The sequence below is a fragment of the Jongsikchunia kroppenstedtii DSM 45133 genome (assembly GCF_000380485.1).
GTDB classification, from domain to species: Bacteria; Actinomycetota; Actinomycetes; order Mycobacteriales; family Mycobacteriaceae; genus Jongsikchunia; species Jongsikchunia kroppenstedtii.
In genome coordinates, this window is the sequence record NZ_AQYG01000046.1 from 118204 (window position 1) to 141159 (window position 22956).

Annotated in this window: 24 protein-coding genes; 7 read left to right on the forward strand and 17 right to left on the reverse strand. The window is 67.8% G+C overall.

Going from position 1 to position 22956, the window contains the following annotated elements; all coding sequences use genetic code 11:
• Positions 1-76 precede the first annotated feature (76 nt).
• A complete protein-coding gene (locus tag G341_RS0110285; RefSeq protein ID WP_018179053.1) occupies positions 77-2473 on the reverse strand; it encodes an ATP-binding cassette domain-containing protein in 2397 nt (798 codons plus the stop codon).
• Positions 2474-2687: 214 nt separating this feature from the next.
• Between G341_RS0110285 and G341_RS0110290 the strand changes: the two genes are divergently transcribed.
• Positions 2688-3815, forward strand: coding sequence for a phosphatase PAP2 family protein (locus tag G341_RS0110290; protein ID WP_018179054.1), 1128 nt, complete (start codon positions 2688-2690; stop codon positions 3813-3815).
• A 13-nt stretch (positions 3816-3828) separates the two neighbouring features.
• On the opposite strand, the gene G341_RS0110295 is transcribed toward G341_RS0110290, so the two are convergent.
• The gene (locus G341_RS0110295; protein WP_081622500.1) at positions 3829-4239 is read right to left on the reverse strand and encodes a DUF3499 domain-containing protein; all 411 of its coding nucleotides are present in this window, start codon (positions 4237-4239) and stop codon (positions 3829-3831) included.
• Between the two features lie 161 nt (positions 4240-4400).
• Here G341_RS0110295 and G341_RS0110300 point away from each other — a divergent pair, with 161 nt between their 5' ends.
• Positions 4401-4892, forward strand: a complete 492-nt coding sequence (locus tag G341_RS0110300; RefSeq protein ID WP_018179056.1) for a metallopeptidase family protein — start codon at positions 4401-4403, stop codon at positions 4890-4892.
• A 142-nt stretch (positions 4893-5034) separates the two neighbouring features.
• Here G341_RS0110300 and G341_RS0110305 read toward each other — a convergent pair whose 3' ends face one another.
• Entirely contained in the window at positions 5035-5304 is a 270-nt protein-coding gene (locus G341_RS0110305) for a WhiB family transcriptional regulator (protein ID WP_187329177.1), read from the reverse strand.
• A gap of 465 nt (positions 5305-5769) precedes the next feature.
• Here G341_RS0110305 and cofD point away from each other — a divergent pair, with 465 nt between their 5' ends.
• From cofD to G341_RS0110325, 4 genes are all read left to right on the forward strand, one after another.
• Positions 5770-6774, forward strand: a complete 1005-nt coding sequence (gene cofD / locus G341_RS0110310; protein WP_018179058.1) for a 2-phospho-L-lactate transferase — start codon at positions 5770-5772, stop codon at positions 6772-6774.
• The gene (locus G341_RS0110315) at positions 6767-8131 is read left to right on the forward strand and encodes a coenzyme F420-0:L-glutamate ligase (protein WP_018179059.1); all 1365 of its coding nucleotides are present in this window, start codon (positions 6767-6769) and stop codon (positions 8129-8131) included. The genes cofD and G341_RS0110315 overlap by 8 nt, the downstream gene beginning before the upstream one ends.
• On the forward strand, positions 8128-8694 hold the full coding sequence (locus G341_RS0110320) for an NUDIX domain-containing protein (RefSeq protein ID WP_018179060.1): 567 nt from the start codon (positions 8128-8130) through the stop codon (positions 8692-8694). The genes G341_RS0110315 and G341_RS0110320 overlap by 4 nt, the downstream gene beginning before the upstream one ends.
• Before the next feature lie 98 nt (positions 8695-8792).
• Positions 8793-9506 (forward strand): LpqN/LpqT family lipoprotein, encoded by a 714-nt coding sequence (locus tag G341_RS0110325; protein WP_026303506.1) that lies wholly within the window; start codon positions 8793-8795, stop codon positions 9504-9506.
• A gap of 9 nt (positions 9507-9515) precedes the next feature.
• Here the strand turns inward: G341_RS0110325 and G341_RS0110330 are convergent, their stop codons facing one another.
• From G341_RS0110330 to dapE, 14 genes are all read right to left on the reverse strand, one after another.
• A complete protein-coding gene (locus tag G341_RS0110330; RefSeq protein ID WP_018179062.1) occupies positions 9516-10010 on the reverse strand; it encodes an FBP domain-containing protein in 495 nt (164 codons plus the stop codon).
• Positions 10011-10189: 179 nt separating this feature from the next.
• Positions 10190-11404, reverse strand: coding sequence for a glucose-1-phosphate adenylyltransferase (glgC, locus tag G341_RS0110335; RefSeq protein ID WP_018179063.1), 1215 nt, complete (start codon positions 11402-11404; stop codon positions 10190-10192).
• 37 nt (positions 11405-11441) lie between these two features.
• Positions 11442-12263, reverse strand: a complete 822-nt coding sequence (locus tag G341_RS0110340) for a putative RNA methyltransferase (RefSeq protein ID WP_026303507.1) — start codon at positions 12261-12263, stop codon at positions 11442-11444.
• Between the two features lie 24 nt (positions 12264-12287).
• Complete coding sequence (locus G341_RS23490; protein ID WP_018179065.1) at positions 12288-12455, reverse strand: DUF3117 domain-containing protein; 168 nt, start codon at positions 12453-12455, stop codon at positions 12288-12290.
• An 86-nt stretch (positions 12456-12541) separates the two neighbouring features.
• Entirely contained in the window at positions 12542-12862 is a 321-nt protein-coding gene (locus G341_RS0110350; protein WP_018179066.1) for a DivIVA domain-containing protein, read from the reverse strand.
• Between the two features lie 41 nt (positions 12863-12903).
• A complete protein-coding gene (locus G341_RS0110355) occupies positions 12904-13671 on the reverse strand; it encodes an acetoacetate decarboxylase family protein (protein ID WP_018179067.1) in 768 nt (255 codons plus the stop codon).
• A complete protein-coding gene (locus tag G341_RS0110360) occupies positions 13671-14492 on the reverse strand; it encodes an SDR family oxidoreductase (RefSeq protein ID WP_018179068.1) in 822 nt (273 codons plus the stop codon). Before G341_RS0110360 ends, G341_RS0110355 begins: the two co-directional genes overlap by 1 nt.
• A gap of 146 nt (positions 14493-14638) precedes the next feature.
• Positions 14639-15583 (reverse strand): glucosyl-3-phosphoglycerate synthase, encoded by a 945-nt coding sequence (locus tag G341_RS0110365; protein WP_018179069.1) that lies wholly within the window; start codon positions 15581-15583, stop codon positions 14639-14641.
• The gene (gene folP / locus G341_RS0110370) at positions 15580-16482 is read right to left on the reverse strand and encodes a dihydropteroate synthase (RefSeq protein WP_018179070.1); all 903 of its coding nucleotides are present in this window, start codon (positions 16480-16482) and stop codon (positions 15580-15582) included. The genes G341_RS0110365 and folP overlap by 4 nt, the downstream gene beginning before the upstream one ends.
• Before the next feature lie 4 nt (positions 16483-16486).
• Entirely contained in the window at positions 16487-18295 is a 1809-nt protein-coding gene (locus G341_RS0110375) for a long-chain-acyl-CoA synthetase (RefSeq protein ID WP_018179071.1), read from the reverse strand.
• Between the two features lie 92 nt (positions 18296-18387).
• Positions 18388-18942 carry an LOG family protein gene (locus tag G341_RS0110380; protein ID WP_018179072.1) on the reverse strand — a complete coding sequence of 185 codons (555 nt, stop codon included), beginning with the start codon at positions 18940-18942 and terminating at the stop codon, positions 18388-18390.
• Positions 18939-19712 (reverse strand): LOG family protein, encoded by a 774-nt coding sequence (locus G341_RS0110385; protein ID WP_043451255.1) that lies wholly within the window; start codon positions 19710-19712, stop codon positions 18939-18941. Before G341_RS0110385 ends, G341_RS0110380 begins: the two co-directional genes overlap by 4 nt.
• A 60-nt stretch (positions 19713-19772) precedes the next feature.
• Positions 19773-20774 (reverse strand): hypothetical protein, encoded by a 1002-nt coding sequence (locus tag G341_RS0110390; protein WP_018179074.1) that lies wholly within the window; start codon positions 20772-20774, stop codon positions 19773-19775.
• Between the two features lie 34 nt (positions 20775-20808).
• Positions 20809-21909 (reverse strand): succinyl-diaminopimelate desuccinylase, encoded by a 1101-nt coding sequence (gene dapE / locus G341_RS0110395; protein ID WP_018179075.1) that lies wholly within the window; start codon positions 21907-21909, stop codon positions 20809-20811.
• A gap of 73 nt (positions 21910-21982) precedes the next feature.
• Between dapE and dapD the strand changes: the two genes are divergently transcribed.
• On the forward strand, positions 21983-22927 hold the full coding sequence (gene dapD / locus G341_RS0110400) for a 2,3,4,5-tetrahydropyridine-2,6-dicarboxylate N-succinyltransferase (protein WP_018179076.1): 945 nt from the start codon (positions 21983-21985) through the stop codon (positions 22925-22927).
• Positions 22928-22956: the final 29 nt, after the last annotated feature.

Consider the following 22956-nt stretch of genomic DNA (forward strand, 5'->3'; position numbering starts at 1 on the left):
GGCCTGTCAGCCAGCTGAGCGGATGCTGATCATCCGCCCCCACGGCCGACCCCGGCTCCCCGCAGTCGCGGCGCGGTCAGGCGCCGACGTAGGCCGCGAGGTGCCGGCCGGTCAGCGTCGACCGATCCGCCACCAGGTCGGCGGGCGATCCGGTGAAGACGACCGTTCCGCCGTCATGTCCGGCGCCCGGGCCTAGATCGATGATCCAGTCGGCGTGGGCCATCACCGCCTGGTGATGCTCGATGACGATCACCGTCTTCCCGCCGTCGACCAGCCGGTCGAGCAGGCCCAGCAGCTGCTCGACATCGGCCAGATGCAGGCCGGTCGTCGGCTCGTCGAGGACGAGGATGCCGCCCGGCTCGTTCATGTGCGTGGCCAGCTTGAGCCGCTGCCGCTCGCCGCCGGACAGCGTGGTCAACGGCTGTCCCAACGTCACGTAGCCGAGTCCGACATCGACCAGCCGGGTCAGAATCTTGTGCGCCGCCGGCGTCTTCGCGTCGCCCTCGCCGAAGAAATCGGCCGCCTGTGCCGCCGACATCGCCAGCACCTCACTGATGTCGCGGCCGCCGAACTTGTATTCGAGCACCTCGGCGCCGAATCGCTTGCCGCCGCACTCCTCGCAGGTCGTCGCGACGCCCGCCATCATCGCCAGGTCGGTATAGACGACGCCCGCGCCGTTGCAGGTGGGACACGCGCCTTCGGAGTTCGCGCTGAACAACGCCGGCTTGACCCCGTTGGCCTTCGCGAACGCCTTGCGGATCGGCTCGAGTACACCGGTGTACGTGGCCGGATTACTGCGCCGCGAACCCTTGATCGCCATCTGATCCACGGCGACGACATCCTCGCGCGTACTCACCGACCCGTGGATGAGCGAGCTCTTGCCCGACCCCGCGACACCGGTGACCACCGTCAGGACGCCGAGCGGAATATCGACGTTCACCGACCGCAGATTGTGCGTCGACGCGCCCTTGATCGACAGCTTTCCGCACGCCTCACGGACGGTCTCTTTCACGACCGCGCGATCGTCGAGATGCCTGCCGGTCAACGTGTCGCTGGCGCGCAGCTCGGCAACAGTGCCCTCGAACATCACCTGACCGCCCTCGGATCCGGCCCGCGGACCGAGGTCCACCACATGGTCGGCGACCGCGATCGCCTCCGGCTTGTGCTCGACCACCAGCACGGTATTGCCCTTGTCGCGCAGGCGGATCAGCAGCTCGTTCATCCGCTCGATGTCGTGGGGATGCAGGCCGATGGTCGGCTCATCGAAGACATAGGTGATATCGGTCAGCGACGATCCGAGATGCCGGATCATCTTGGTGCGCTGCGCCTCTCCGCCGGACAGCGTTCCCGACGGCCGATCCAGGCTGAGGTATCCCAGGCCGATCTCGACGAATGAGTCCAGCGTCTCGCCGAGGGCGTCGAGCAGCGGCGCCACCGACGGCTCCGTGAGGCCCCGCACCCACTCGGCGAGATCGCTGATCTGCATGGCACAGGCGTCGGCGATGCTGAGTCCCTTCGCTTTCGGCGACGACGCGATCTTCGACGACCGGGCGAGTTCGGACAGCCGGGTGCCGTCGCATTCCGGGCAGACCTGGAAGGTCACCGCCCGCTCCACGAAGGCCCGGATATGCGGCTGCATCGCTTCGGGATCCTTCGACAGCATCGACTTGCTGATCTTCGGGATCAGGCCCTCGTACGTGAGGTTGATGCCATCGACCTTGATCTTGGTCGGCTCCTTGTAGAGCAGATCGCTGCGCTGCTTCTTCGTGAACTTGGCGATCGGCTTGTCGAAGTCGAAGAACCCGCAGCCCTTGAAGATTCGGCCGTGCCAGCCGTCCATGCTGTATCCGGGCACCATGATCGCGCCCTCGGACAGCGACTTGCTCGCGTCGTAGATCTGCGTCAGATCGATGTCGTTGACCTTGCCCATGCCCTCGCAGCGCGAGCACATGCCGCCGGTGATCGAGAAGCTGCGCCGCTCCTTGATCTTCTGTCCCGCCTTCTCGACGGTGACCGCGCCGGCGCCGCTGATCGATGCCACATTGAACGAAAAGGCTTGTGGCGAACCGATATGCGGCTTGCCCAGCCGGCTGAAGAGGATCCGCAGCATCGCGTTGGCGTCGGTGATGGTGCCGACCGTCGATCGGGGGTTGGCGCCTATCCGCTCCTGATCGACGATGATCGCGGTCGTCAGGCCGTCCAGGATGTCCACGTCGGGACGCGCCAGCGTCGGCATGAAGCCCTGCACGAACGCGCTGTAGGTCTCGTTGATCAGCCGCTGCGACTCGGCGGCGATGGTGCCGAAGACCAGCGAACTCTTACCCGACCCGGAGACTCCGGTGAATGCGGTCAGCCGGCGCTTGGGGATCTCGACACTGACGTCCTTCAGGTTGTTGACGCGAGCACCGTGCACTCGGATCAGCTCGTGGCTATCGGCCCGATGAGGCGCCGGCGGTCGGGTCGATCGGGCCATGCGTCGGATTCTCCGTTCGGACAACGTGGTAGACACTTTAGGTGAACTAATAGTGACGGTGATCTGAACCCATGACGACTACCATTTCACCGACCCGGGTCGCAGCTCGGCGACTGAGCGACGGAGAGACGATGCAGACCTCCAGGAAGCCCGTCGACGATGGTATTTCCGGCCGCCACGGCCGTGATCATGTCGGAGAGTAGCCCCGTTCCCGATGACCTGCTCCACAGAACAGACAGAACAGCCCGAAGAGGCCGCCGGCGCGGATGACCGCGAGGCGGCCGAGTCCACGAAGAAGTACCGGCTGCGCTGGTGGCGGCGACTCGCGATCGCCTGTTGGGCAGCCGCGGTCGTCACGCTGGCGGTCACCCGCACACTCTCCTTCGGCACCAGCTACATCCTGCTGATCGTCGGCACCGGTATCGCCGCGCTCAGCATCGGCCGTCGCAACGTGCTGCTGGTGGCGCGCGACTGGTTGCCATTCGGCATCCTGCTCGGCGTCTACGACATGACGCGCGGCCTGACCGCGTTCCTCGGAATGCCCACCCGGTGGCATCTCGGGCCGGACGCCGACCACGCGCTGTTCGGCGTGGTTCCGACCGTGTGGCTGCAGAGTCACCTCAAACACGCTGAGCCGCAGTGGTGGGAGGTGATCACCAGCGTCGTCTACATGTCCTACTTCGTCGTGCCCTTCGCGGTGGCCGGGTGGCTGTGGCTCAAAGATCGCACCGCGTGGCGCAAGTACGTCACACGCTTCGTCGCACTGTTCTTCCTCGGTCTCGTCGGTTTCGTGATGGTGCCGGCCGCGCCGCCCTGGGCGGCGGCCCGCTGCAGCGCCGCCGAGGTCGCCGACGGTCCCCCGTTCCCGCACTGCATCACCCAGCCCGCGACCCCCGCGATGAACGGCGGCGTCATCGGCGTCGTCCACCCTCGCGACCCGCAGGCCGAGCCGTTCGTGGAGCGGATCTCCAGTCGCGGCTGGGACACGCTGCACATCGGTCCGGTCAAGAAGGTGGTCGAGGTCGGCGAGGGCCGCTCCAATCAGGTGGCGGCGATTCCGTCGCTGCACACGGGCGTGATCGTGCTCGTGGCGCTCTTCCTGTGGCCGCGGGTCCGGGCCCGCTGGCGTCCCCTGGTCGCCGCCTACCCGCTCGCGATGGCCTTCACCCTGGTGTACGCCGGCGAACACTACGTGATCGACACATTGATCGGCGCCTCGCTGGCGGCGCTGGTGGTGATCGGGTGCGGGTTTGCCGAACGCTGGTGGGAACGACGTCGCGGTCGCGAGCGAAGTCTCGCGGATGTGGACGCGGAGCCGCTGGAGAAGGTCGCCGCCGACTGACGGCCCGATCGGGCTAGTCCGGGTCGGGCAGGACCCGGAGGTGTCCGCGGCGACCGGGGCGCGGGCGCTCCAAGCGCGGCAGCGACGATTCCGCAGGCTGCGTCGGCTGGTGAATCATGTCGAAATGATCGGGCACGACCGCCATCGCGGCGCCCGACGCATTGACCTCGCGCACCGCTTCGGCGAGCGCCGTCAGATCGTCTTCGTCCCGCGGCTGGCCGAAGCCGGTCTCGCTGCGCATCAATTCCCAGCCCACCGGGACGGTGATGCGGTTGGCATGGTTGGCGCACAGATCCCACGAATGCGGCTCGTCCGTGCGCCCCAACGGGCCGACGACGGCCGTCGAGTCGGCATAGACGAAAGTCAGCGTGGCCACGGCGAGGTGGGCGCACCCGGGCCGGGAGCACTGACGCGGAAAACTCACGCGTAGAGACTATCCCGGCGGCCGAGCGTCCCAGAGCGGACACGCTGAGGGATCGGTCACCAAGACATAACAGTCGCCCGACGGCTTACACTGCGCGCATGGCAGGACCACCGTCACCGCGCCGGCGACCGCAGATGCGTCGCGCGGGCCGCATGACTGCGATGGGAACCGGCCGGCGCGAGCACCTGATCCGGCGGCCCCGCGGCGGATCCCGGCTTCGTGATCGACGCGGTCGCGGCCTGCGCGGAATCCTCCTGCCGAGTTATGTGCCGGCGGCGGCGTCGCGGTCGCAATCGTTCGATGCGGCCGTATTGGAGGCGTTCGCGGCGATCGACGTTCGCTGGCACGACCGCCTGACCGACCTCGATATCGCGGTCGACGAGATTCCACGCATCCTGCCGCGCGATCCCGAGTCCGTGAGTTGGCCGGAGGATGTGACCGCGGACGGCGCGGTGCCATTAGCCCGCCTGGTGCCGATCGGAATGGACCGCGGCCAGGCCACGCGCGCCCGAATCGTGTTGTTCCGCAGGCCGATCGAGGCGCGAGCCAAGCATGAAGAAGACCTGTTGGACCTCATTCACGAGATCCTGGTTCAGCAGGTCGCGGTGCATCTGGGTGTCGACGAGGACACCATCGACCCGCCGCCCGAGTAGAGCACGCCGCCCATTAGATCTGACGGCCTGTTGGATCTGACGCAGTCCAGCGCGCGGCTGGCAAGGGCGGAGGGAGGTCGGCAATAGCGAAGCTATGGCGACCGACCGACAACGCAGCCAGCGGCGTGCTGGGCGCGTCAGATCAGATGATGCCGCGCTTGAGGCGCCTACGCTCCCGTTCGCTGAGCCCGCCCCAGATGCCGAAGCGCTCGTCGTTGTGCAGCGCATACTCCAGGCACTCGGCCTTCACCTCACAACCGCTGCAGATGCGCTTGGCCTCCCGCGTCGATCCGCCCTTCTCGGGGAAGAACGCCTCCGGGTCGGTCTGCGCGCACAGCGCGTTGTCCTGCCACTGCTCTTCAACGGCATCGAACAGTTCGTCGAAGTCGGAGACGGAGGGCACCAGGCTCAGGTGATTTTTCGGCTTTTCGTTGGGTTTTTCAGCATCATTGTCGTGATCGAACTGGCCAGCCATGTACTCAAGAGCCATCGCCGGGCCTCCCTCTGCTGATCGAAATCGATTCTCTGTCACTGCTACTGGTGCGGTACCGCCGGTGTGTCATTCGGACCCGCATTCGAACATTTGATCGAACATGTTGGCCCTCAACAATTCTCGTTGTCAAACATCGTGAATGACACTGATGTGATTAGACACGTGAAACGGTGTCCGGGTCAAGCTGAACGGATAAATTGCAATAACACTGATTGCAAGGTTCGCCGAGTCTCGACACGAACTTTATGTGTTGCGCTTGTCTCACGTGTCGCTACCGAGTTGATCGCGATCGTTGTGATGTTCGCGGTCGTTGTGATGTTTGCGGTCGCGTCACCGCCGGAACCCCGCACCGCACAACATCGTGCTGCCGCCTAGCCTAGTCACGTGAAGATCACCGTTCTCGTCGGCGGCGTCGGCGGCGCCCGCTTCCTGCAAGGCGTCCGGGAACTTCTCGGCCGTACCGCGTTCCCGGCCGTGCTCGGCGAAGGGAGCGAACCCGGACCCCATTCGGTGACGGCGATCGTCAACGTCGGCGACGACGCCTGGATGCACGGCGTGCGGATCTGCCCGGACCTGGACACGTGCATGTACACCCTCGGCGGTGGCATCGACACCGAACGCGGCTGGGGCCGGGTCAACGAGACCTGGCACGCCAAGGAGGAACTCGCGGCCTATGGCGCGGACCCCGACTGGTTCGGCCTGGGCGACCGCGATCTCGCCACGCATCTCATCCGCACCCAGATGCTCTCGGCCGGCTTCGCGCTCTCCGACGTCACCGAGGCGCTCTGCCGGCGCTGGGACCCGGGCGTGCGACTGCTGCCCGCGACGAACGACCGGCACGAGACGCATGTCGTCGTGAACGACCCCGACGACCCGGATACCAAGCGCGCCATTCACTTTCAGGAATGGTGGGTGCGGCATCGGGCCGACATCCCGACGCACGGTTTCGCCCAGGTCGGCGCGGACGATCCGGCGCCCGCTCCCGGTGTTCTCGAGGCGATCGCCGAGGCCGACATCGTGCTGCTGGCGCCCAGCAACCCGGTCGTGAGCATCGGCGCGATCCTGTCGGTTCCGGGCATCCGCGGGGCGCTGCGCACCACCGCCGCACCGGTGGTGGGAATCTCACCGGTCATCGGCGGACATCCGCTGCGCGGCATGGCCGATGCCTGTCTCGACGTGATCGGCGTCGAGACGTCGGCCGAGGCCATCGGCGACTACTACGGAGCCCGGTCCGGAAACGGCATCCTCGATGGCTGGCTGATCGCGCCCGAGGACTCGGCCACCGTCGCGGGCGTCGCGGTGCGGTCGGTGCCGCTGCTGATGACCGACCCGCCGACCACCGCCCAGATGGTCCGCGACGCATGCGAGCTGGTCGACATCGATGTCTGAGCCACCAGCCGGACTCTCCCCGATCGACCACGCCCCCGGCGGGAGCATCGAGATCCTCCCTGTCTCGGGTCTGCCCAGGTTCCGCCCCGGGGACGATGTCGCACAGGCGATCTCCGCGGCCGCACCCTGGCTGCGCGACGGCGACGTGCTGGTGGTGACGAGCAAGATCATCTCCAAAGTCGAAGGCCGGATGGTGCTCTCGCCCACCGACCCCGACGAACGCGACGCCGCCCGGCGCGCGCTGGTGGACGACGAGGCCGTCCGCATCGTCGCGCGCAAGGGCCGCACGCTGATCACCGAGAACCGGTTGGGCATCGTGCAGGCCGCCTCCGGCGTCGACGGCTCCAACGTCGACGGCGGCGAATTGGCGCTGCTGCCTGTCGATCCCGATGCCAGCGCGCGCCGGCTGCGGGATGCGTTCGCCGGGCGCGGACTGTCGGTCGCGGTCGTCATCACCGACACGATGGGCCGGGCCTGGAGGATCGGCCAGATCGATGCGGCCATCGGCGCCGCCGGCCTCGCGGTCTCCCATCCGTACGAGGGCACGGTCGACGAGTACGGAAATCCGTTGGTGGTCACCGAGATCGCCGTGGCCGACGAGATCGCGGCGGCCGGCGATCTCGTCAAGGGCAAGCTGGGCGAGATCCCGGTGGCGGTGGTTCGCGGGCTACGCGTCAGCGATGACGGCAGCACCGCGCGCGATCTGGTGCGCAGCGGCGTCGACGACCTCTTCTGGCTCGGCACCGCCGAGGCGATCGATCAGGGGCGGCACGAGGCGCTGCGGATGCGGCGGTCGATCCGCGCCTTCAGCGACGAGCCCGTCGACGCCGGCGTCATGCGCGAGGCCTTCGCCGACGCGTTGACCGCGCCGGCGCCGCATCACACCCACCCCGTTCGGCTTGTCTGGGTGCGCGACGTCGCCACGCGGACGGCGCTGCTGGACGCGATGGCCGACCGCTGGCGCACGCATCTGTCCGGAGACGGCAAGACCGACGATTCCATCCGACGCCGCGTGACCCGCGGCCAATTGCTGTACGACGCACCTGAATTGGTGATCCCGTTCATGGTCCCGGACGGCGCCCACGATTACCCCGACGCCGAGCGCACCGCGGCCGAGCACACGATGTTCACCGTGGCCGCCGGGGCCGCCGTCCAGGGGCTACTGGTGGCGCTGGCCGTCCGCGGCGTCGGGAGCTGCTGGGTCGGATCGACCATCTTCGCGCCCGACGTCACACGGCAAGTGCTCGGCCTGCCGGACGACTGGGAGCCGCTCGGCGCGGTCGCCATCGGTCATCCGACCGATGAGCTGACACCCCGCCCCGCGGCCGACACCGACCGGCTGGTGGTGGAGCTGTGAGCGTTACATCGCTGCACCGGTCGGCCGTCGACCTGCTGACCGACTGGGATTCGCCCAATACCGATCAAGACGTGTTGCGGCACACCATGCTTGCGTTCCTCGACAGTGCCCCGCGCGGCTGTCTGCGCGCGTGGGAGCCCGGCCACATCACCGCCTCGGCCATCGTCTTCAACGCCGCTCGTACGCATGTGCTGCTGACGCTGCATCCGCGGGTCGGCAAGTGGCTGCAACTCGGCGGGCACTGCGAGGAATCCGACCCCGACATCGCCGCCGCCGCGACCCGCGAGGCCCGCGAGGAAGCGGGAATCCCCGACCTGCCACCGGTATCCGGGCTGGCGCGCATCACCACGCATCCGATCACCTGCTCCCTCGGCAAGCCGACCCGCCACCTCGACATGCAATTCGTCTGCGTGGCCGCGGGTTCCGGCGATGAACTGCCCGCGATCGCCCAAAGCGCCGAGTCCGTGGACCTGGCCTGGTGGCCGGTCTCCGATCTGCCCGCGGACGCGGAGCGCCCTGGCATTCCGGAACTGATCACCGCCGGCCTGTCGCGCCTGCCCTGACGGCCGGAGCTCTCCACCAAGCCGGCTCCAACCGCATTCCAAACGCGGATCGCTAGCTTCTCGAAAGGCCCAATCCGGTGGGCCAGGAGGAGAAGACCATGCGATCGACCACATCCGTACGCGCCTGTGCCGCCGCCGCGAGCATCGCGCTGGCGCTCGGACTCGGCGCCTGCAGCAGCGACAAGAAGAGCGATAGCGCCACGGCCAGCTCGTCGTCCGCCTCGTCGGCGACCACCTCCGCGTCCGCATCAACACTCAATCCGCGCACCGTGGACGCCGAGGATGGGCCCAACGAGACCATCGCCGACTACATAAAGTCGGCCAGAATCCACGAGACCGCCGCCAAGCCCGGCGAGGACGGCGCGCCCATCATCGATCTGCCGACCCCCGACGGCTGGGAAGACGCCGGCGACAAGACCCCGGACTACGCCGCCGGCGCGATCGTCTACACCGGTCCGGAGGCACAGGGCGCCAACTACACCCCGAATATCATCGCGATCCTGTCCAAGCTGACCGGCAACGTCGACAAGCAGAAGCTGATCGACCTCGCCGGCGGAGAAATGAAGAACCTCCCCGACTTCCATCAGTTAGGCGGCGGCACCGATCGGCTGTCTAGCTACCCGTCGTACAAGATCGCGGGCACCTACGACCTCGACGGCATCAGCGCGGTCACCGCGCAGCAGACCGTGATCATTCCCGGTCCGGACGGCGTCTACGTCCTGCAGTTCAACGCGACCAGCAACGAGGACCAGGCGGATGCCCTGCAGGCCGCGACGGAGTCGATCGACGCGAACACGAAGATCTCCTTCTGAGTCAATCGCTCAGCCCTCGGTGGACAGCACCTCCGTGACGAACGCGTGCACGCGCCGCCGCAGATCCGCGATGCGCTCGCCGCGCAGCGCATCGAGGTCGGTCGCCGCGTGAAAGGCCGGCGGCAATGAGCGGGCGTTCTTCGCGCAGCCGAACCCGGCGCAGATCATCACTCCGAGCGTGTCTCCCTTGCGACCCGCCGCTCCCCCGCGCCGCACGGTGTAGAGAACCGCTTCGTCGGCGAGATTGACGTCGTTGCACCAGGTGCACATCGCCCGACCGCGGGGCTTGGCCTCGGCGCGGGTGAGCAACAGGGCCACCGGCCCGTCAGCTCGGTCGACGACGAGATAGGCGCGCCGGGGGATCTTTCGATCGTGCCAGCCGTAGTACTCCAGCCGATCGAAGTCGACGGCGGCGAAATCGGCGGCGAAGGTGACTCGCTTGATCTCACTGCGCGTGGCGCCGCGGAAGGAGTTCAGAATCTCTTGCTGGGTGTAGGTATTCATGAAATGACCGTTCTGGTGGCACCGCGAGCTACGGCATCGCGGTGAAGGAGTTCGAGGTACGACGACACAGCCGATCGGCGCGATCAGCTGTGGGGCGCGGTCATCTGCCCAGGGCGCGGAATGCGCCGGACTCCTCGACTCGGGTTGCGGTCACGGCCGCCACGATACCGAACACCGCGCTAGATCCAGATTCCTTTTCCGACGGCGACCACCCCGCCGGCGCTGACCGTGAAGCGCTCCCGGTCCCGTTCCAGGTCGACGCCGACAAGCTCGTTCTCGCCCACGACGACGTTCTTGTCCAGGATCGCGTGCCGCACCACGGCGCCCGGGCCGATACGCACCCCGGGCATCAGCACCGAGCCCTCCACGGTGGCCCCCTCGTCGACCATGACATTGGAGCTCAGCACCGAATTACGCACTGTCGCAGCCGAAATGATGGATCCGGCCCCGATGACGGACTCCTGTGCGAGGCCGCCGTGCACGAATTTCGCCGGCGCCCAGTTCTCCGCGGCACTGCGGATCGGCCAGCGCCGGTTGTACAGGTTGAACGCCGGCTCGTCGCTCACCAGATCCATGTGCGCGTCGTAGAAGGCGTCGAGGGTTCCGACGTCGCGCCAGTAGCCGCGATCGCGTTCGGTGGCACCGGGCACATGATTGTCGTTGAAGTCGTAGACATAGGCCGATCCGTGGCGCACGAAGGCCGGGATAATGTCGCCGCCCATGTCGTGGTCGGAGTCGCTGTTGTCGGCATCGTCGTTGATGGCGTCCACCAACGACTTCGTCGTGAACACGTAGTTGCCCATCGAGACGTACGCCTGATCCGGATCGTCCGGCGTGCCGGGTGGATTACGCGGCTTCTCCAGGAACTTTGTGATCCGGCCCGAGGAATCGGAATCGATGCAGCCGAACGCCTTTGCCTCGGCCCGGGGCACCCGGATGCCCGCGACGGTGGCCTCGGCACCCGACTCGATATGTGCCGCCACCATCTGCTCGGGGTCCATCCGATAGACGTGGTCGGCGCCGAACACGACCAGGTATTCGGGCGCCTCGTCGTAGACCAGGTTGAGCGACTGCAGGATCGCGTCGGCGCTGCCGGTGTACCAGCGCGGCCCCATCCGCTGCTGCGCCGGCACGGGCGTGATGTATTCGCCGTGAAAGCCGGACAGCCGCCAGGTCTGCGAGATGTGCCGGTCCAACGAGTGCGACTTGTATTGCGTCAGAACGCATATCCGGTGATAACCGGCGTTGACGAGGTTGCTCAGTACGAAATCGATGAGTCGGTACGCGCCGCCGAACGGCACTGCGGGCTTGGCGCGGTCGGCGGTCAACGGGAACAGTCGTTTCCCCTCGCCTCCGGCGAGCACGATTGCGAGCACATGCGGCTGCGATCTCACATGCCAAACCTATCCGGCGAGCACGCTATCGGCCAGCTCAGCACGCGAGTCGGTAGATCCGAAGCGTGGTGTCGACGGTGATCGACAGCGGCTCATCGAGTTCCTGGGCGCGGGCGGCGATCTCCGCGCGCCGCGAGTGGAACGCCGCCGGCCCCATCATCACCACATCGACGGCGAGATCCCGATCGACCGCGGTGACCGCTCGGATGTCGCGGTGGTCGATGAGTTCGAACCCGTCCGCGAACTGCGCCTCCAGCCGCGCGGCCTTGTCCTTGTCCTGGCCGATCATGCCCAGACCGTCGACCATTTCGGCCAGGTGGTCCGGACCCGGACCCAGCACCACCACGCGGCCGCCGGGCCGCAGCACGCGGGCGAACTCGGCGGTATTGCGCGGCGCGAACACCGAGAGCACGGTGTCGGCCACGCCGCCGGCGATCGGCAGATCCTGCCAGGCGTCCGCGACGACGGCGCCGACCGCCGGATGACAGCGGGCGATCGAGCGGGCGGCGAACTTGGACAGATCCAGCCCGACTCCGCGGCCATCCACTGCCGTGACCGCGGCGGCGAGGTAATGTCCGGTGCCGGCCCCGACATCGACGACGACGTCGCCGGCCGCGGCCGAGGCGACCGCCTCGATCAGCGGCGCGTAGGCCGACGCTTCGAGTACCCGGGTGCGGGAGGAGATCATGTCCGCGGTGTCGGCGGCATACGCGGTACCGCCGCCGCTCAGCAGGCTGACGTAGCCCTGTCGGGCCACGTCAAAGACGTGACCGGAATCGCAGCGAAGTGTGCGATCGGAGTGGTGCAGCGCTGCCGCGCAATGCGGACAGCGCAGTAGGTCGGTGACTGCAGGCAGCACCGGAACGGCTCGATGGACGCCGTGCTAGGCCGTGACGCCCCGCAGCTCTTCGCCCAACGCCGACGCTTCATCGGCGGTCAGCTCTACGACCAGACGTCCGCCACCCTCGATGGGTATGCGTACGACGATTCCTCGCCCTTCCTTGGTTGCTTCAAGGGGACCGTCGCCGGTCCGTGGCTTCATCGCCGCCATCGTCTGCTCCCTTCAGATCGTCGCCCGTATGGCGTCGAAATCTGATCTTATCGAGTGAACGGAACTATTCTTCCCTATCGCCCCAGCTATGGCACGTCGCGGTCGGTCCCGGCACCCGCGTCCCGGGCCTGCAGACGGTGCACCGCATCGCGCAACTCGTCGATTTCTCGGGCCAGTTTCTCGAGCGCCCAGTCGACCTCGGCCTGCTTGTACCCGCGCGCCACCAGTTGGAACCGCAGCGCGCGGATGTCATGCCCGGTGACCCCGTCCACCGGGAGCCGGGTCAGCGTCGTCTCCGGTTCCAGGGGCGGCAGGTCCTCGCTCCGCCCGAAGACGAACCACACCACGGCGAACAGCAGGGCTACCACGGCCGCCAGGATCACCAGGTAGATCAGAAGCGTCTGCACGCGTCCACCCTATGACGGGCGAGGCGCTCGGCCTCGTCGCGTCAGCCAGAAACCTCGGTCGCGCGACCGAAGCTCATGCCGAAGTCGCCCACCGACGTCGTCATGAGCGCCCGCCGCGGCAGGCCCAGCGACTTGAGCTCCTCGGCGATCGGATGGGAGCCCAGGATGAGGTCGGCGCCGCCGATGCGCACCCTCGTATCGCGGGCCTGCATATGCCACGGGGTGAATCGGGTGACCCCGTCCAGATACGAGTACGACGTCAACTCGGCCGACGACTTCTGGTCGGGCACCGCGATCCCCTTGCGCACGCTCAGCTGCGCGATGAGCTGTCCGTCGGCGCGGACGCCGGCCCGTTTGGTGTCCGAGTCGTGGTCGGCGTCGAACTCGGCCATGATCTTCGGAAACCCCCAGATGCCACGACCGGCCTGGCGGGTGAACTCGCCGTCGACCGGCAGCTGGTGGATCAGCGCACAGGCATCGCCGGTCACCATCGCCTTCGCGTCCAGCAGCGCCGACGATCCGGCGGCTGCCCGATGATCGCGCACCATGAAGCAGACGCCGAACTCGTTATAGGGCCCCAGATCGCCGTCCACGTAGTCGACGAGCACCAGCATGCAGATGGTCCGCTTGCCCAGCCCCGGGAGACCCGGCAGCGCCAGCGGACTCAAGCCGGTCGGCGAGATCAGTCGGGCGGCTTTGTCATACGGAACGGCGAACGCCGCGGTGAATGCCGTCGCCTTGCGGATCTCGACCGGCAGCGTCACCTGCTCGCCCATAATGTCGTAGCTGTCGACCGTCGACGAGTTCATCAGTTGCTCCCCGCCACGACGCCCCGCAGGCCGTCCGCGCCGAAGGCCGGCTCCAGCATCGACGTGAAGTCCGGTCCCCGGCGCAGGCTCTGGCCGCCGTCGACGTTGATGATCTGTCCCGTGATCCAGGTCGACTTGTCGCCGAGCAGAAACGCGGCCAGCGCGGCGATGTCCTCGACCTCGCCGATCCGCGGCAGCGGCGTCGATTCCTGATAGTCCTCGAGAATCGGGCCGCCGTCGGTGATCACCTGCACCAGATCGGTCCGGGTCAATCCGGGGCGGATGCCGTTGACCCGGATGTTGCTGGCGCCCAACTCATCCGCCGCGCCCTTGAGCAGCATCTCCATACCCAGCTTGCTCGGGCCGTACGCCCCGAACCAGCGGTGGGTGTTGCTGGCCGCGATCGACGAGATGCCGACGAAGGACCCACCGCCGGCGGCAACCAGCTGGGGCGCCGCATGTTTGAGGGTCAGCATGGTGCCGGTGAGGTTCAGCTCGACGGTCCTGCGCCAGGCGGCGGTATCGATCTGGGTGATCGGGCCGATTGTCTCGTTGCCGCCGGCGCAGGCGACCACGCCATCGAGCGTGCCGCCATGCGCCACCGCCGCCGCGACGGCGCCGGCGACCTGCTCCTCGTCGGTGACATCGGCCCCATAGGCAAGCGCCCCGGCGCCCAAAGCCTCGGCGACCAGCCCGAGCCGCTCAAGGTTGCGTCCTACGATCGTCACCTTGGCGCCGGCGTCGGCCAGCTCCTTCGCGACGCCGGCCCCGATGCCGCTGCCGCCGCCGGTCACCAGAATCGATCGACCTTCCACCTGCATCACTCCGCCCTAAACGAGAACATGTTCTAGTTCAGGTTGCCACACTGCGCCCAGTTGCGAGTCTCACCCACAGAATTGCGCGCTCAGCGGGCTGCGGACCGCCGATGGCGGATCCCAACGCGCTCAGCGCGCGGTTTCGGCAGCGATCAGGAGGCACGACTTCGGCGCGTAGGGCGGATGGTGTTCATCGCCGGCCGATCCGTGAGGTGCACGGGCGTGGTGGTCGGCGTGAAGGTGTTGTCGAACTGCGCCGCGAACTGGGTCAGCGGCGCCGCCCCGTCGTCCACTCCACAGCGCTGCAGCAGCGTGCCGACGATCTGGCGACTCATCACGCCCAGCTCGTCGAGCGGTCGGTTGCGATGCGTACGGACACCCAGATTGACCTGGGCGATGCCCTCGAGACCGAACTTGTCATAAGTGTCGACCAGCAACCCGATCTCGACGCCGTAGCCCGGCGCGAACGGCACCGACATCAGCAGGTCGCGGGTGCCGGCGTACTCGCCCCCGAGCGGCTGGATCACCGCCGAGAGCTCGGGCTTGAGCGCCGCGAGCATCGGGCGCGCGACGAGTTCGGTCACCCGGCCGCCGCCATGCGCCTGCTGCACGCCGCCGGTATTCAGCGGGCGCCGGTAGAACGCCTTCACGAGCTTGATCTCGTCATCCAGCAACAGTGGCCCGAGGAGTTTCGGCACGAACATCGGATCCGGGTCGATCAGATCCGAATCGACGAAGGCGATCACGTCGCCGGTGGTCGCGGCCAGCGACCGCCACAGCACCTCGCCCTTGCCCGGGACCGGCGTCAGCTCGGGCACCGCCTCCTCGCGGCTGACGGCCCGCGCACCCGCGGCCCGCGCGATCTCCACCGTGCGGTCGGTCGATCCGGAGTCGAGCACCACCAGCTCGTCGACCAGCGTGCCGACCAGCGGGCGGATGGATGCCACCACATCGGCGACGGTCGCCTGCTCGTTGAGCGCGGGAAGCACCACCGAGACGGTGCGGTCGCCCTTGGCGGCGACGAGATCGTCGACGGTCCATTCGGGCGCATCGAAGCTGTGTGTGGCCAACCAGGTATTCATCTCGAGACGGTTCATGCCAGTCCCCTCACTGTTCGGGCCGGGGGCCGGGTTCCCGCGATAGCGGCAACCATGTCGACCACCCTGCGGGTGGCGGCAACCTCGTGAACGCGGAACACCCGGGCACCGACGCTGGCGGCGAGTGCTGTTGCGGCCAAGGTTCCCTCCAAACGTTCGTCGAGTCCGACACCCAGAGTCTCCCCCACAAAGTCTTTGTTGGAGAGCGCCATAAGTACTGGCCAGCCAGTGTTTACCAGGTTGTTCAACCCGCGTAACAACGCGAGCCCGTGGTGCGTATTCTTCCCGAAATCGTGAGTCGGGTCTATCAGGATCGAATCGGCGGCCACTCCGGCGGCCCGGGCGCGCTCCGCGCCGGCCACGATGTCGGCCGTCACTTCGCCGACGACGTCGGCATAGCGCACGCGGTACGGCCGGGTCCGCGGCGTCGCCCCGCCGGTATGCGAGCAGACGATTCCGGCTCTGGCCGCAGCCGCCACCTCGACCAGCCCGGGATCGGCGCCGGCCCAGGTGTCGTTGATCAGATCCGCGCCGGCCGCACAGGCCTCCCGAGCCACCTCGGCCCGCCAGGTGTCCACGCTGATCAGCACGTCCGGATGCTGCCCGCGCACCCAGGCGATGAACGGCACGACGCGCCGGACCTCGGCATCGGCGTCGACGTCCTCCCCCGGCCCCGCCTTGACCCCGCCGATGTCGACGAGGTCGGCCCCCTCGGCCACCGCCTGGTCGACCCGCCGCTTGGCGGCATCGTCGGTGAACGCGGCGCCGCGGTCGTAGAACGAGTCGGGGGTCCGGTTGACGATCGCCATCACCAGCGCACGGTCGGTCGCGACCGGTCGGCCGCACAGCGTCGAGTGCGGCTCCGCCCCTGCCGGGCCGGGTGTCGGCGATGTGGTCACGATGTCAGCCGCGCGGGGCCTTTCCGGCCGCCACGTCGGAGGCGAATGCCGCCGCCGCGTCCGGGTCCACCTGGACGTATCCCTCGGCGGCACCCCGGTATGCGAGCAGCGGATCGCCACCGACCTTCTCGAAGCCCTCTTGCCGCAGTTCGACCTTGCGGTTCTTGAATGTCGAAGTCTGCTCGAGCTGATCGACGATGCGGACGAACAGCGGCACCGCATAGGCCGGCAGCTGTGCGGTGACGACTCGCGCCAGTTCCGCACCGTCGATCTCGGTGACGCCGGCGGCAAGCACCACGGCGGCCATTCCGGCACGGCCGTCCGTGTCGGGCACCTCGACCCCGTAGACCACCGACTGCTCGATCTGATCGCAGCTGTCGACGGCGGCCTCGACCTCGGTGGTGGCCACGTTCTCACCCTTCCAGCGGAAGGTGTCGCCCAGCCGATCGACGAACGCGATATGCGAAAAGCCCTGCGAGCGAACGAGATCGCCGGAGTTGAACCACTGATCGCCGTCCTTGAAGGCGTCGCGGATGATCTTCTTGTCGGTCGCCGACTCGTCGGTGTAGCCGTCGAAAGGCATGCGCGCGTTGATCTTCGAGATCAGCAGACCCGGCTCACCGGCTTTGACCTTGGTCAGCCGACCTTTCGCGTTGCGCTTGGGCGCGCCGGTCTCCTGGTCGTACGCGACGACCTTGTACGGCAGCGGGCAGAACCCCGCGGTCTTGTCGACGTTGAAAGCATTGACGAACGCCAGATTCAACTCGCTGGCGCCGTAGAACTCGACGATCCGATCGATGCCGAATCGCTCCTGGAACTCATCCCAGATCTCCGGCCGCAGCCCGTTGCCGACCGCGATCCGCACCTGATGCCGGCGATCGACGTCGCGCACCGGCTGTGCCAGCAGGTAGCGGCACAGCTCGCCGATGTAGCAGAAGGCCGTGGCCCGATTGAGGATGACGTCGTCCCAGAACTTCGACGCCGAGAACTTGCGTCCGATGGCCAGGCAGCCGCCCGAATCGATCACGGAAGCAAGGGAAACGGTCAGAGCGTTGTTGTGGTACAGCGGCAGCGAACAGTACATCGTGTCGTCGTGGTTCATCCGCACCGCAAGACCCGCGAGCCCGCTCATGCCTGCGAGCCAGCGGTAGTGGCTCATCACGCTCGCCTTGGGCATCCCGGTGGTGCCGGAGGTGAAGATGTAGAAGGCCTGGGTCGACGCCGGCAACGATGCCGTCACCGAATGATTGCCGGACCGCAGCCCGGTCGACTTCTCCTGCAGCTGGGCGAAGTCGTAGGTGATCGCTGGGACCGCGGCGGCGGGTACCGAGTCGAGCGCCTCGGCTGCGTCGGGGTCGACGATCAGCACCTTCGCGCTCAGCAGGCCGAGACTGTGCTCGAGAACCGCGTCGCGCTGGTTGTAGTTGAGCATGCCGGCGACCGCGCCCAGCTTGACCGCCGCCAGCATCGACAGCACGGTCATCGGGTGGTTCATGGCGAGAATCCCGACCACGTCGCCGGTGCCGACGCCGCTCTGCGACAGCAGCGCCGCGTACTGGTTGACCCGCCGGTTGCATTCGCCGTAGCTCAGCGACTCGCCCTCGAAGCGCAGAAAGGGCCGCTCCGGATGCGCGTCGGCGACCTTCTCGAACGCCAGGCCGAGCGTCTCCTTGGTATGCGGACGGCGGACGGCCATCGCCGGAGCGTTCTTGATCATGTGCGGGAAGTCAGGCGCCATCGTCAGCACCCCCTTGGCGACATCCATCAGGCCCACTCGGGACCGGGTCTCGGGGCTGCGCTGCGCACTGCTCACTATTGGCTCCTGCGATCGTCGACTGACATTCTTCGTTGAATCGGCGCTGCCTACCGCACCGCCGAGCGACGGGCATGACTCTACTGAACGGCCTATCCCGCGGGCGACTGCGGCTTCGTCGCGCAGTACTCGACCGCGTCGGCGACGTCATCGGTCAGATGCAGCTTCTTCAGCGCTCGGTCGGCCACGAATCCCTGCGCCTGCAGATCGCGCAGCCAGTTCAGTAGCGGCCGGTAATGATCGAACGGGTCGAGCAGCACCATCGGCTTGTCGTGCATGCCCAGGTAGCCGCCGGTCCACGTCTCGAACAGCTCCTCGAGCGTGCCGATGCCGCCGGGCAGGGTGATGAACGCGTCCGCCCGCTCGTCCATCAGCGCCTTGCGTTCGCGCATGGTGTCGGTGACCACCAGCTCGTCGGCGTCGGTATCGGCGACCTCCCGGTGCACCAGCTTCTTCGGGATGATGCCGATGGTCCGGCCGCCCGCGGCGCGGGTGGCCTGGGCGACCGCACCCATCATCGAGACGTTGCCGCCGCCGGACACCAGCTCGTGCCCGGCGGACCCGATCGCCGTTCCGACCTCGGCCGCCAGCGTCAGGTACCGCTCGTCGACCGGCCCGGATGCGCAGTACACGCAGATCGCGGTCATTTCGCCGGATCAACCTCGCCGAGATCGCCGCCCGGTCCGCATTCGCGGACGATGTGCAGCGCGTCATCGACGCTGTCGGTGAGATGCAGCAGGTCGACGTCGCCGGGCGAGACCATGCCCTCGGCCTCGAGTCGATTGCGCAGCCAATCGACCAGACCCGACCAGTAGTCGACGCCGAGCAGCACGATCGGGAACCGCGTGACCTTGCCGGTCTGCACCAGCGTCAACGCCTCGAAGAGCTCGTCCAGCGTGCCGAAGCCACCCGGCAGGCAGACGAAGGCCTGCGCGTACCGCACGAACATCGTCTTGCGGACGAAGAAGTAGCGGAAGTTGATGCCGAGATCGACCCAGTCGTTGAGGCCCTGCTCGTGCGGGAGCTCGATACCCAGGCCGATCGACTTACCGCCGGCCTCGGTCGCGCCGCGGTTGGCCGACTCCATGGCGCCCGGCCCGCCGCCGGTGATCACGGTGAAACCGGATTCCGCCAACCCGCGACCGAGCTCGCGGCCCATCTCGTAGTACTTCTCCCCGGGGTGCGTGCGCGCCGACCCGAATACCGTGACGGCCCGGCCGACCCGGGACAGCGCGCCGAAGCCCTCGACGAACTCCGACTGAATCCGCAACGCGCGCCAAGCATCTCCGACGCCCTCGTTCGTCCGGTCACGCACTTCTGCCTGCGTGTCGAGCAGACTCTGATCCAGCGTGACGACGGGCCCCTTGCTGCGTTTGATGCGAACCGCGCCGCGATAGCTGGTGATCTTGTCACTCATGGCGACCACCCTAGTGCCGCCACGCACCACTCCGGAGCTGGTGCCGCCAGGCGGCACTCATCACTTGGAGACCTTCAGGGCGCCCTGCGCTCCCTCGACCACCGCGCGATTCGCGGTGTCGCCGATCGGGGTCGCGCCGAAGAAATAGGTCACCGGATTAGTCGCGACGACGACGATCCGCACCGAGTCCCCCGGCACCGGCCGACCGGACACGGTCACGTTGGCGTCGGACTGCACCGCCCGGACCCCGTCGACCGTAATGTTGGCCGAGGTCACCGGTCCGAGCACCGGCTGCGCCCGGTTGTAACCGGGCCCCTGCGCGATGCAGCCGATGAGCTTGGCGGCCTGATCGGTGATGCTCATCGTCGGCACGAAGTTGGTGATCCCGACCTCGACCTGCATCATCCACTGGGCGTCGGGCAGATCCTTGATCGCGCCGACCATGGCGATCGAGTTCGGCATCGACGCATCGGCGTACGGCGTCCAGCCGGGCGCCGCGCTCAGCGGGAACGACAGCGGCCCGGCCGACGCGGTGCCCGCGGGCGTCGTCGCCGCCGACGCGTTGGGGGTGCAATCGGTCGCGGTCTGCAGCGCACTGTTGGGGTTCGACGGGGTCGGCTCACCGCTCGAACTCGTGGAGGGCTCGGTCGACGTCGAGCCGCTCGACGCGGCGCTCGAGGACGAACTACTCCAATCGACCGTCAGTCCGACGACCAGCGCCACCACCGCGACGATGACCAGGAGGCCGCCGCCGATCCACCACCATTTGGTCGACGGCTTCTTCGGCGGCTGCGGCGGGAACTGCCCGCCGCCCGCGGCGAACGGCGGTTGCTGCGCGCCGTACGTGCCGGCCGCGCCATATGTCCCTGTGGCACCGTACGGATCGGCCGCATAGGGATCCGGCCCCGGCTGCTGGCCGTAGGGGTTCGGCTGACCGTACGGATTCGGTTGCTGCCCATAGGGACCGGACTGACCGTAGGGATCCTGGCCGTAGGGGTTCTGCCCATATGGGTTCTGGCCGTAGGGATTCTGACCGTAGGGATCGTTCGGCGGGTTGGTCACTGCGTTCCTCCGGATGCGCGCTGGTACGCCGACGCTACCGGTCGGCGGTCCCGGTCAGGTACCGACGCAGGGTCGCGGTCACTTCGGCGATCTGTTCGACCTCGACGCGCTCGTCGCGCTTGTGCGCGAGCCCCGGATCACCCGGCCCGAGATTGACCGCCGGGATGCCCAGCGCGGCGAATCGCGACACGTCGGTCCAGCCGAACTTGGCCCGGAACCGTCCACCGGCGGCCGCGACCAGTTCGGCGGCGGCCGGATGCGCGAGCCCCGGCAATGCGCCAGGCGCGGCGTCGGTGCGCTCGAACGTGACTGTGCCGGCATCGATCTGAGCGGCGAACAGCGCGCGCACATGTTCGGTCGCCTGTTCCACGCTGCGGTCGGGGGCGAAGCGGAAATTGATGTCGACCGATGCCGCGTCCGGCACCACGTTCCCGGCGACACCGCCGGTGATGGCGACCGCGTTCAGGCCTTCGCGATACTCGCAGCCGTCGATATCGACCGTGCGCGGCGCGTAGTCGGCGAGCACCTGCAGCGGGCGGGCCAGCTTGTGAATCGCGTTGTCCCCCAGCCAGGATCGGGCAGAATGCGCCCGCGTTCCGCTGGCGGTCAGCCGCACGCGGAGGGTGCCTTGGCAGCCGGCCTCGATCAGGCCCCCGGTGGGCTCGCCCAGGATCGCCACATCGGCCTGCAGCCATTGCGGCAGTTCGCGTTCGATCGTGCCGAGCCCGTTGAACTCGGCGGCGATCTCCTCGCAGTCGTAGAAGATCAGCGTCAGGTCGACCGCCGGATCGGCGATCGTGGCGGCCAGATGCAGGAACACCGCATCGCCGGACTTCATGTCGACGGTGCCGCAGCCGTGGATGATGTCGCCCTCGCGGCGGCTGGGCACGTTGTCGGCGATCGGCACGGTGTCGAGATGCCCGGCGAGCAGCACGCGGCGGCCCTTGCCGCGATTCGTCCGGGCCAGAACGCAGTTGCCGTGCCTCACGATGTCGAACCCGGTCGCTTGCTCCCGTAGCGCGGCCTCCACCGCGTCGGCGATCACCTTCTCGTCGCGCGAAACGCTGGGAATGTCGACCAGGGCGGCGGTCAGCTCGATCGGATCGGCGGTCAGGTCCAGGGCCGGCACAGACATGCACCGACTCTAGCCCGCGGCCTACCGGCGGCCCACTGCCCGAATCTCCACGGCTTGGATAAACTGACCAACCGTGACTTCAGGAGCTAGCGCCACCGGCATCGCGACCATCACCGCCGACGGAACCGTCCTCGATACGTGGTTCCCGGCCCCCCAACTGGCCGACCCCGGCACCACCGGCACCGAGATCGTCGACGCCGCGGGCACCGAGATCGGCTCGCTCGTCGACGAGGACGTCGACCGCGGGGTACGGACCGTCGCGGTGCAGACCACCATTGCGTCGCTGGCCGACGCCCCGGTCGACGCGCACGACGTCTACTTGCGACTGCATCTGCTGTCGCATCGACTGATCGAGCCGCACGGCGCCAGCCTCGAGGGCCAGTTCGGCCTGCTGTCCAACGTCGTCTGGACCAACTTCGGCCCGTGCGCGGTCGAGGGCTTCGAGCTGACCCGGGCCAAGCTGCGCGCCCGCGGCCACGTCACCGTCTACTCCATCGACAAGTTCCCGCGCATGGTCGACTACGTCGTGCCGTCGGGTGTCCGCATCGGCGACGCCGACCGGGTTCGCCTCGGCGCGCATCTCGCGTCGGGCACCACCGTGATGCATGAGGGCTTCGTCAACTTCAACGCCGGCACCCTCGGCAACTCGATGGTCGAGGGCCGCATCTCGGCGGGCGTCGTGATCGACGACGGCTCGGACGTCGGCGGCGGCGCGTCGACCATGGGCACGCTCTCGGGCGGCGGCAAGGAGATCATCAAGCTCGGCAAGCGCTGCCTGCTGGGCGCCAACTCCGGCTGCGGTATCCCCCTCGGCGACGATTGCGTCATCGAGGCCGGCCTATACGTGACCGCCGGCACCAAGGTCGTCACCCCGGACGGCACCAGCGTCAAGGCGCGAGAACTGGCCGGTCAGAACAATCTGCTGTTCCGCCGCAACAGCGTCACCGGTGCGGTGGAAGTCGTTGCGCGCCAGGGCCAGGGCATCGAGCTCAACGCCGCGCTGCACGCGAACGACTGAGCTGCTTGCCAAGACGGGACGAAATGGGC

Bases quoted from the DNA above. Each gene is read 5' to 3' on its own strand.
- G341_RS0110285 (WP_018179053.1), bottom strand. From the start codon at position 2,473: ATGGCCCGATCGACCCGACCGCCGGCGCCTCATCGGGCCGATAGCCAC.
- G341_RS0110290 (WP_018179054.1), top strand. From the start codon at position 2,688: ATGACCTGCTCCACAGAACAGACAGAACAGCCCGAAGAGGCCGCCGGC.
- G341_RS0110300 (WP_018179056.1), top strand. From the start codon at position 4,401: ATGGGAACCGGCCGGCGCGAGCACCTGATCCGGCGGCCCCGCGGCGGA.
- G341_RS0110315 (WP_018179059.1), top strand. From the start codon at position 6,767: ATGTCTGAGCCACCAGCCGGACTCTCCCCGATCGACCACGCCCCCGGC.
- G341_RS0110325 (WP_026303506.1), top strand. From the start codon at position 8,793: ATGCGATCGACCACATCCGTACGCGCCTGTGCCGCCGCCGCGAGCATC.
- G341_RS0110330 (WP_018179062.1), bottom strand. From the start codon at position 10,010: ATGAATACCTACACCCAGCAAGAGATTCTGAACTCCTTCCGCGGCGCC.
- G341_RS23490 (WP_018179065.1), bottom strand. From the start codon at position 12,455: ATGGCGGCGATGAAGCCACGGACCGGCGACGGTCCCCTTGAAGCAACC.
- G341_RS0110355 (WP_018179067.1), bottom strand. From the start codon at position 13,671: ATGAACTCGTCGACGGTCGACAGCTACGACATTATGGGCGAGCAGGTG.
- G341_RS0110360 (WP_018179068.1), bottom strand. From the start codon at position 14,492: ATGCAGGTGGAAGGTCGATCGATTCTGGTGACCGGCGGCGGCAGCGGC.
- G341_RS0110365 (WP_018179069.1), bottom strand. From the start codon at position 15,583: ATGAACCGTCTCGAGATGAATACCTGGTTGGCCACACACAGCTTCGAT.
- G341_RS0110380 (WP_018179072.1), bottom strand. From the start codon at position 18,942: ATGACCGCGATCTGCGTGTACTGCGCATCCGGGCCGGTCGACGAGCGG.
- G341_RS0110385 (WP_043451255.1), bottom strand. From the start codon at position 19,712: ATGAGTGACAAGATCACCAGCTATCGCGGCGCGGTTCGCATCAAACGC.
- dapE (WP_018179075.1), bottom strand. From the start codon at position 21,909: ATGTCTGTGCCGGCCCTGGACCTGACCGCCGATCCGATCGAGCTGACC.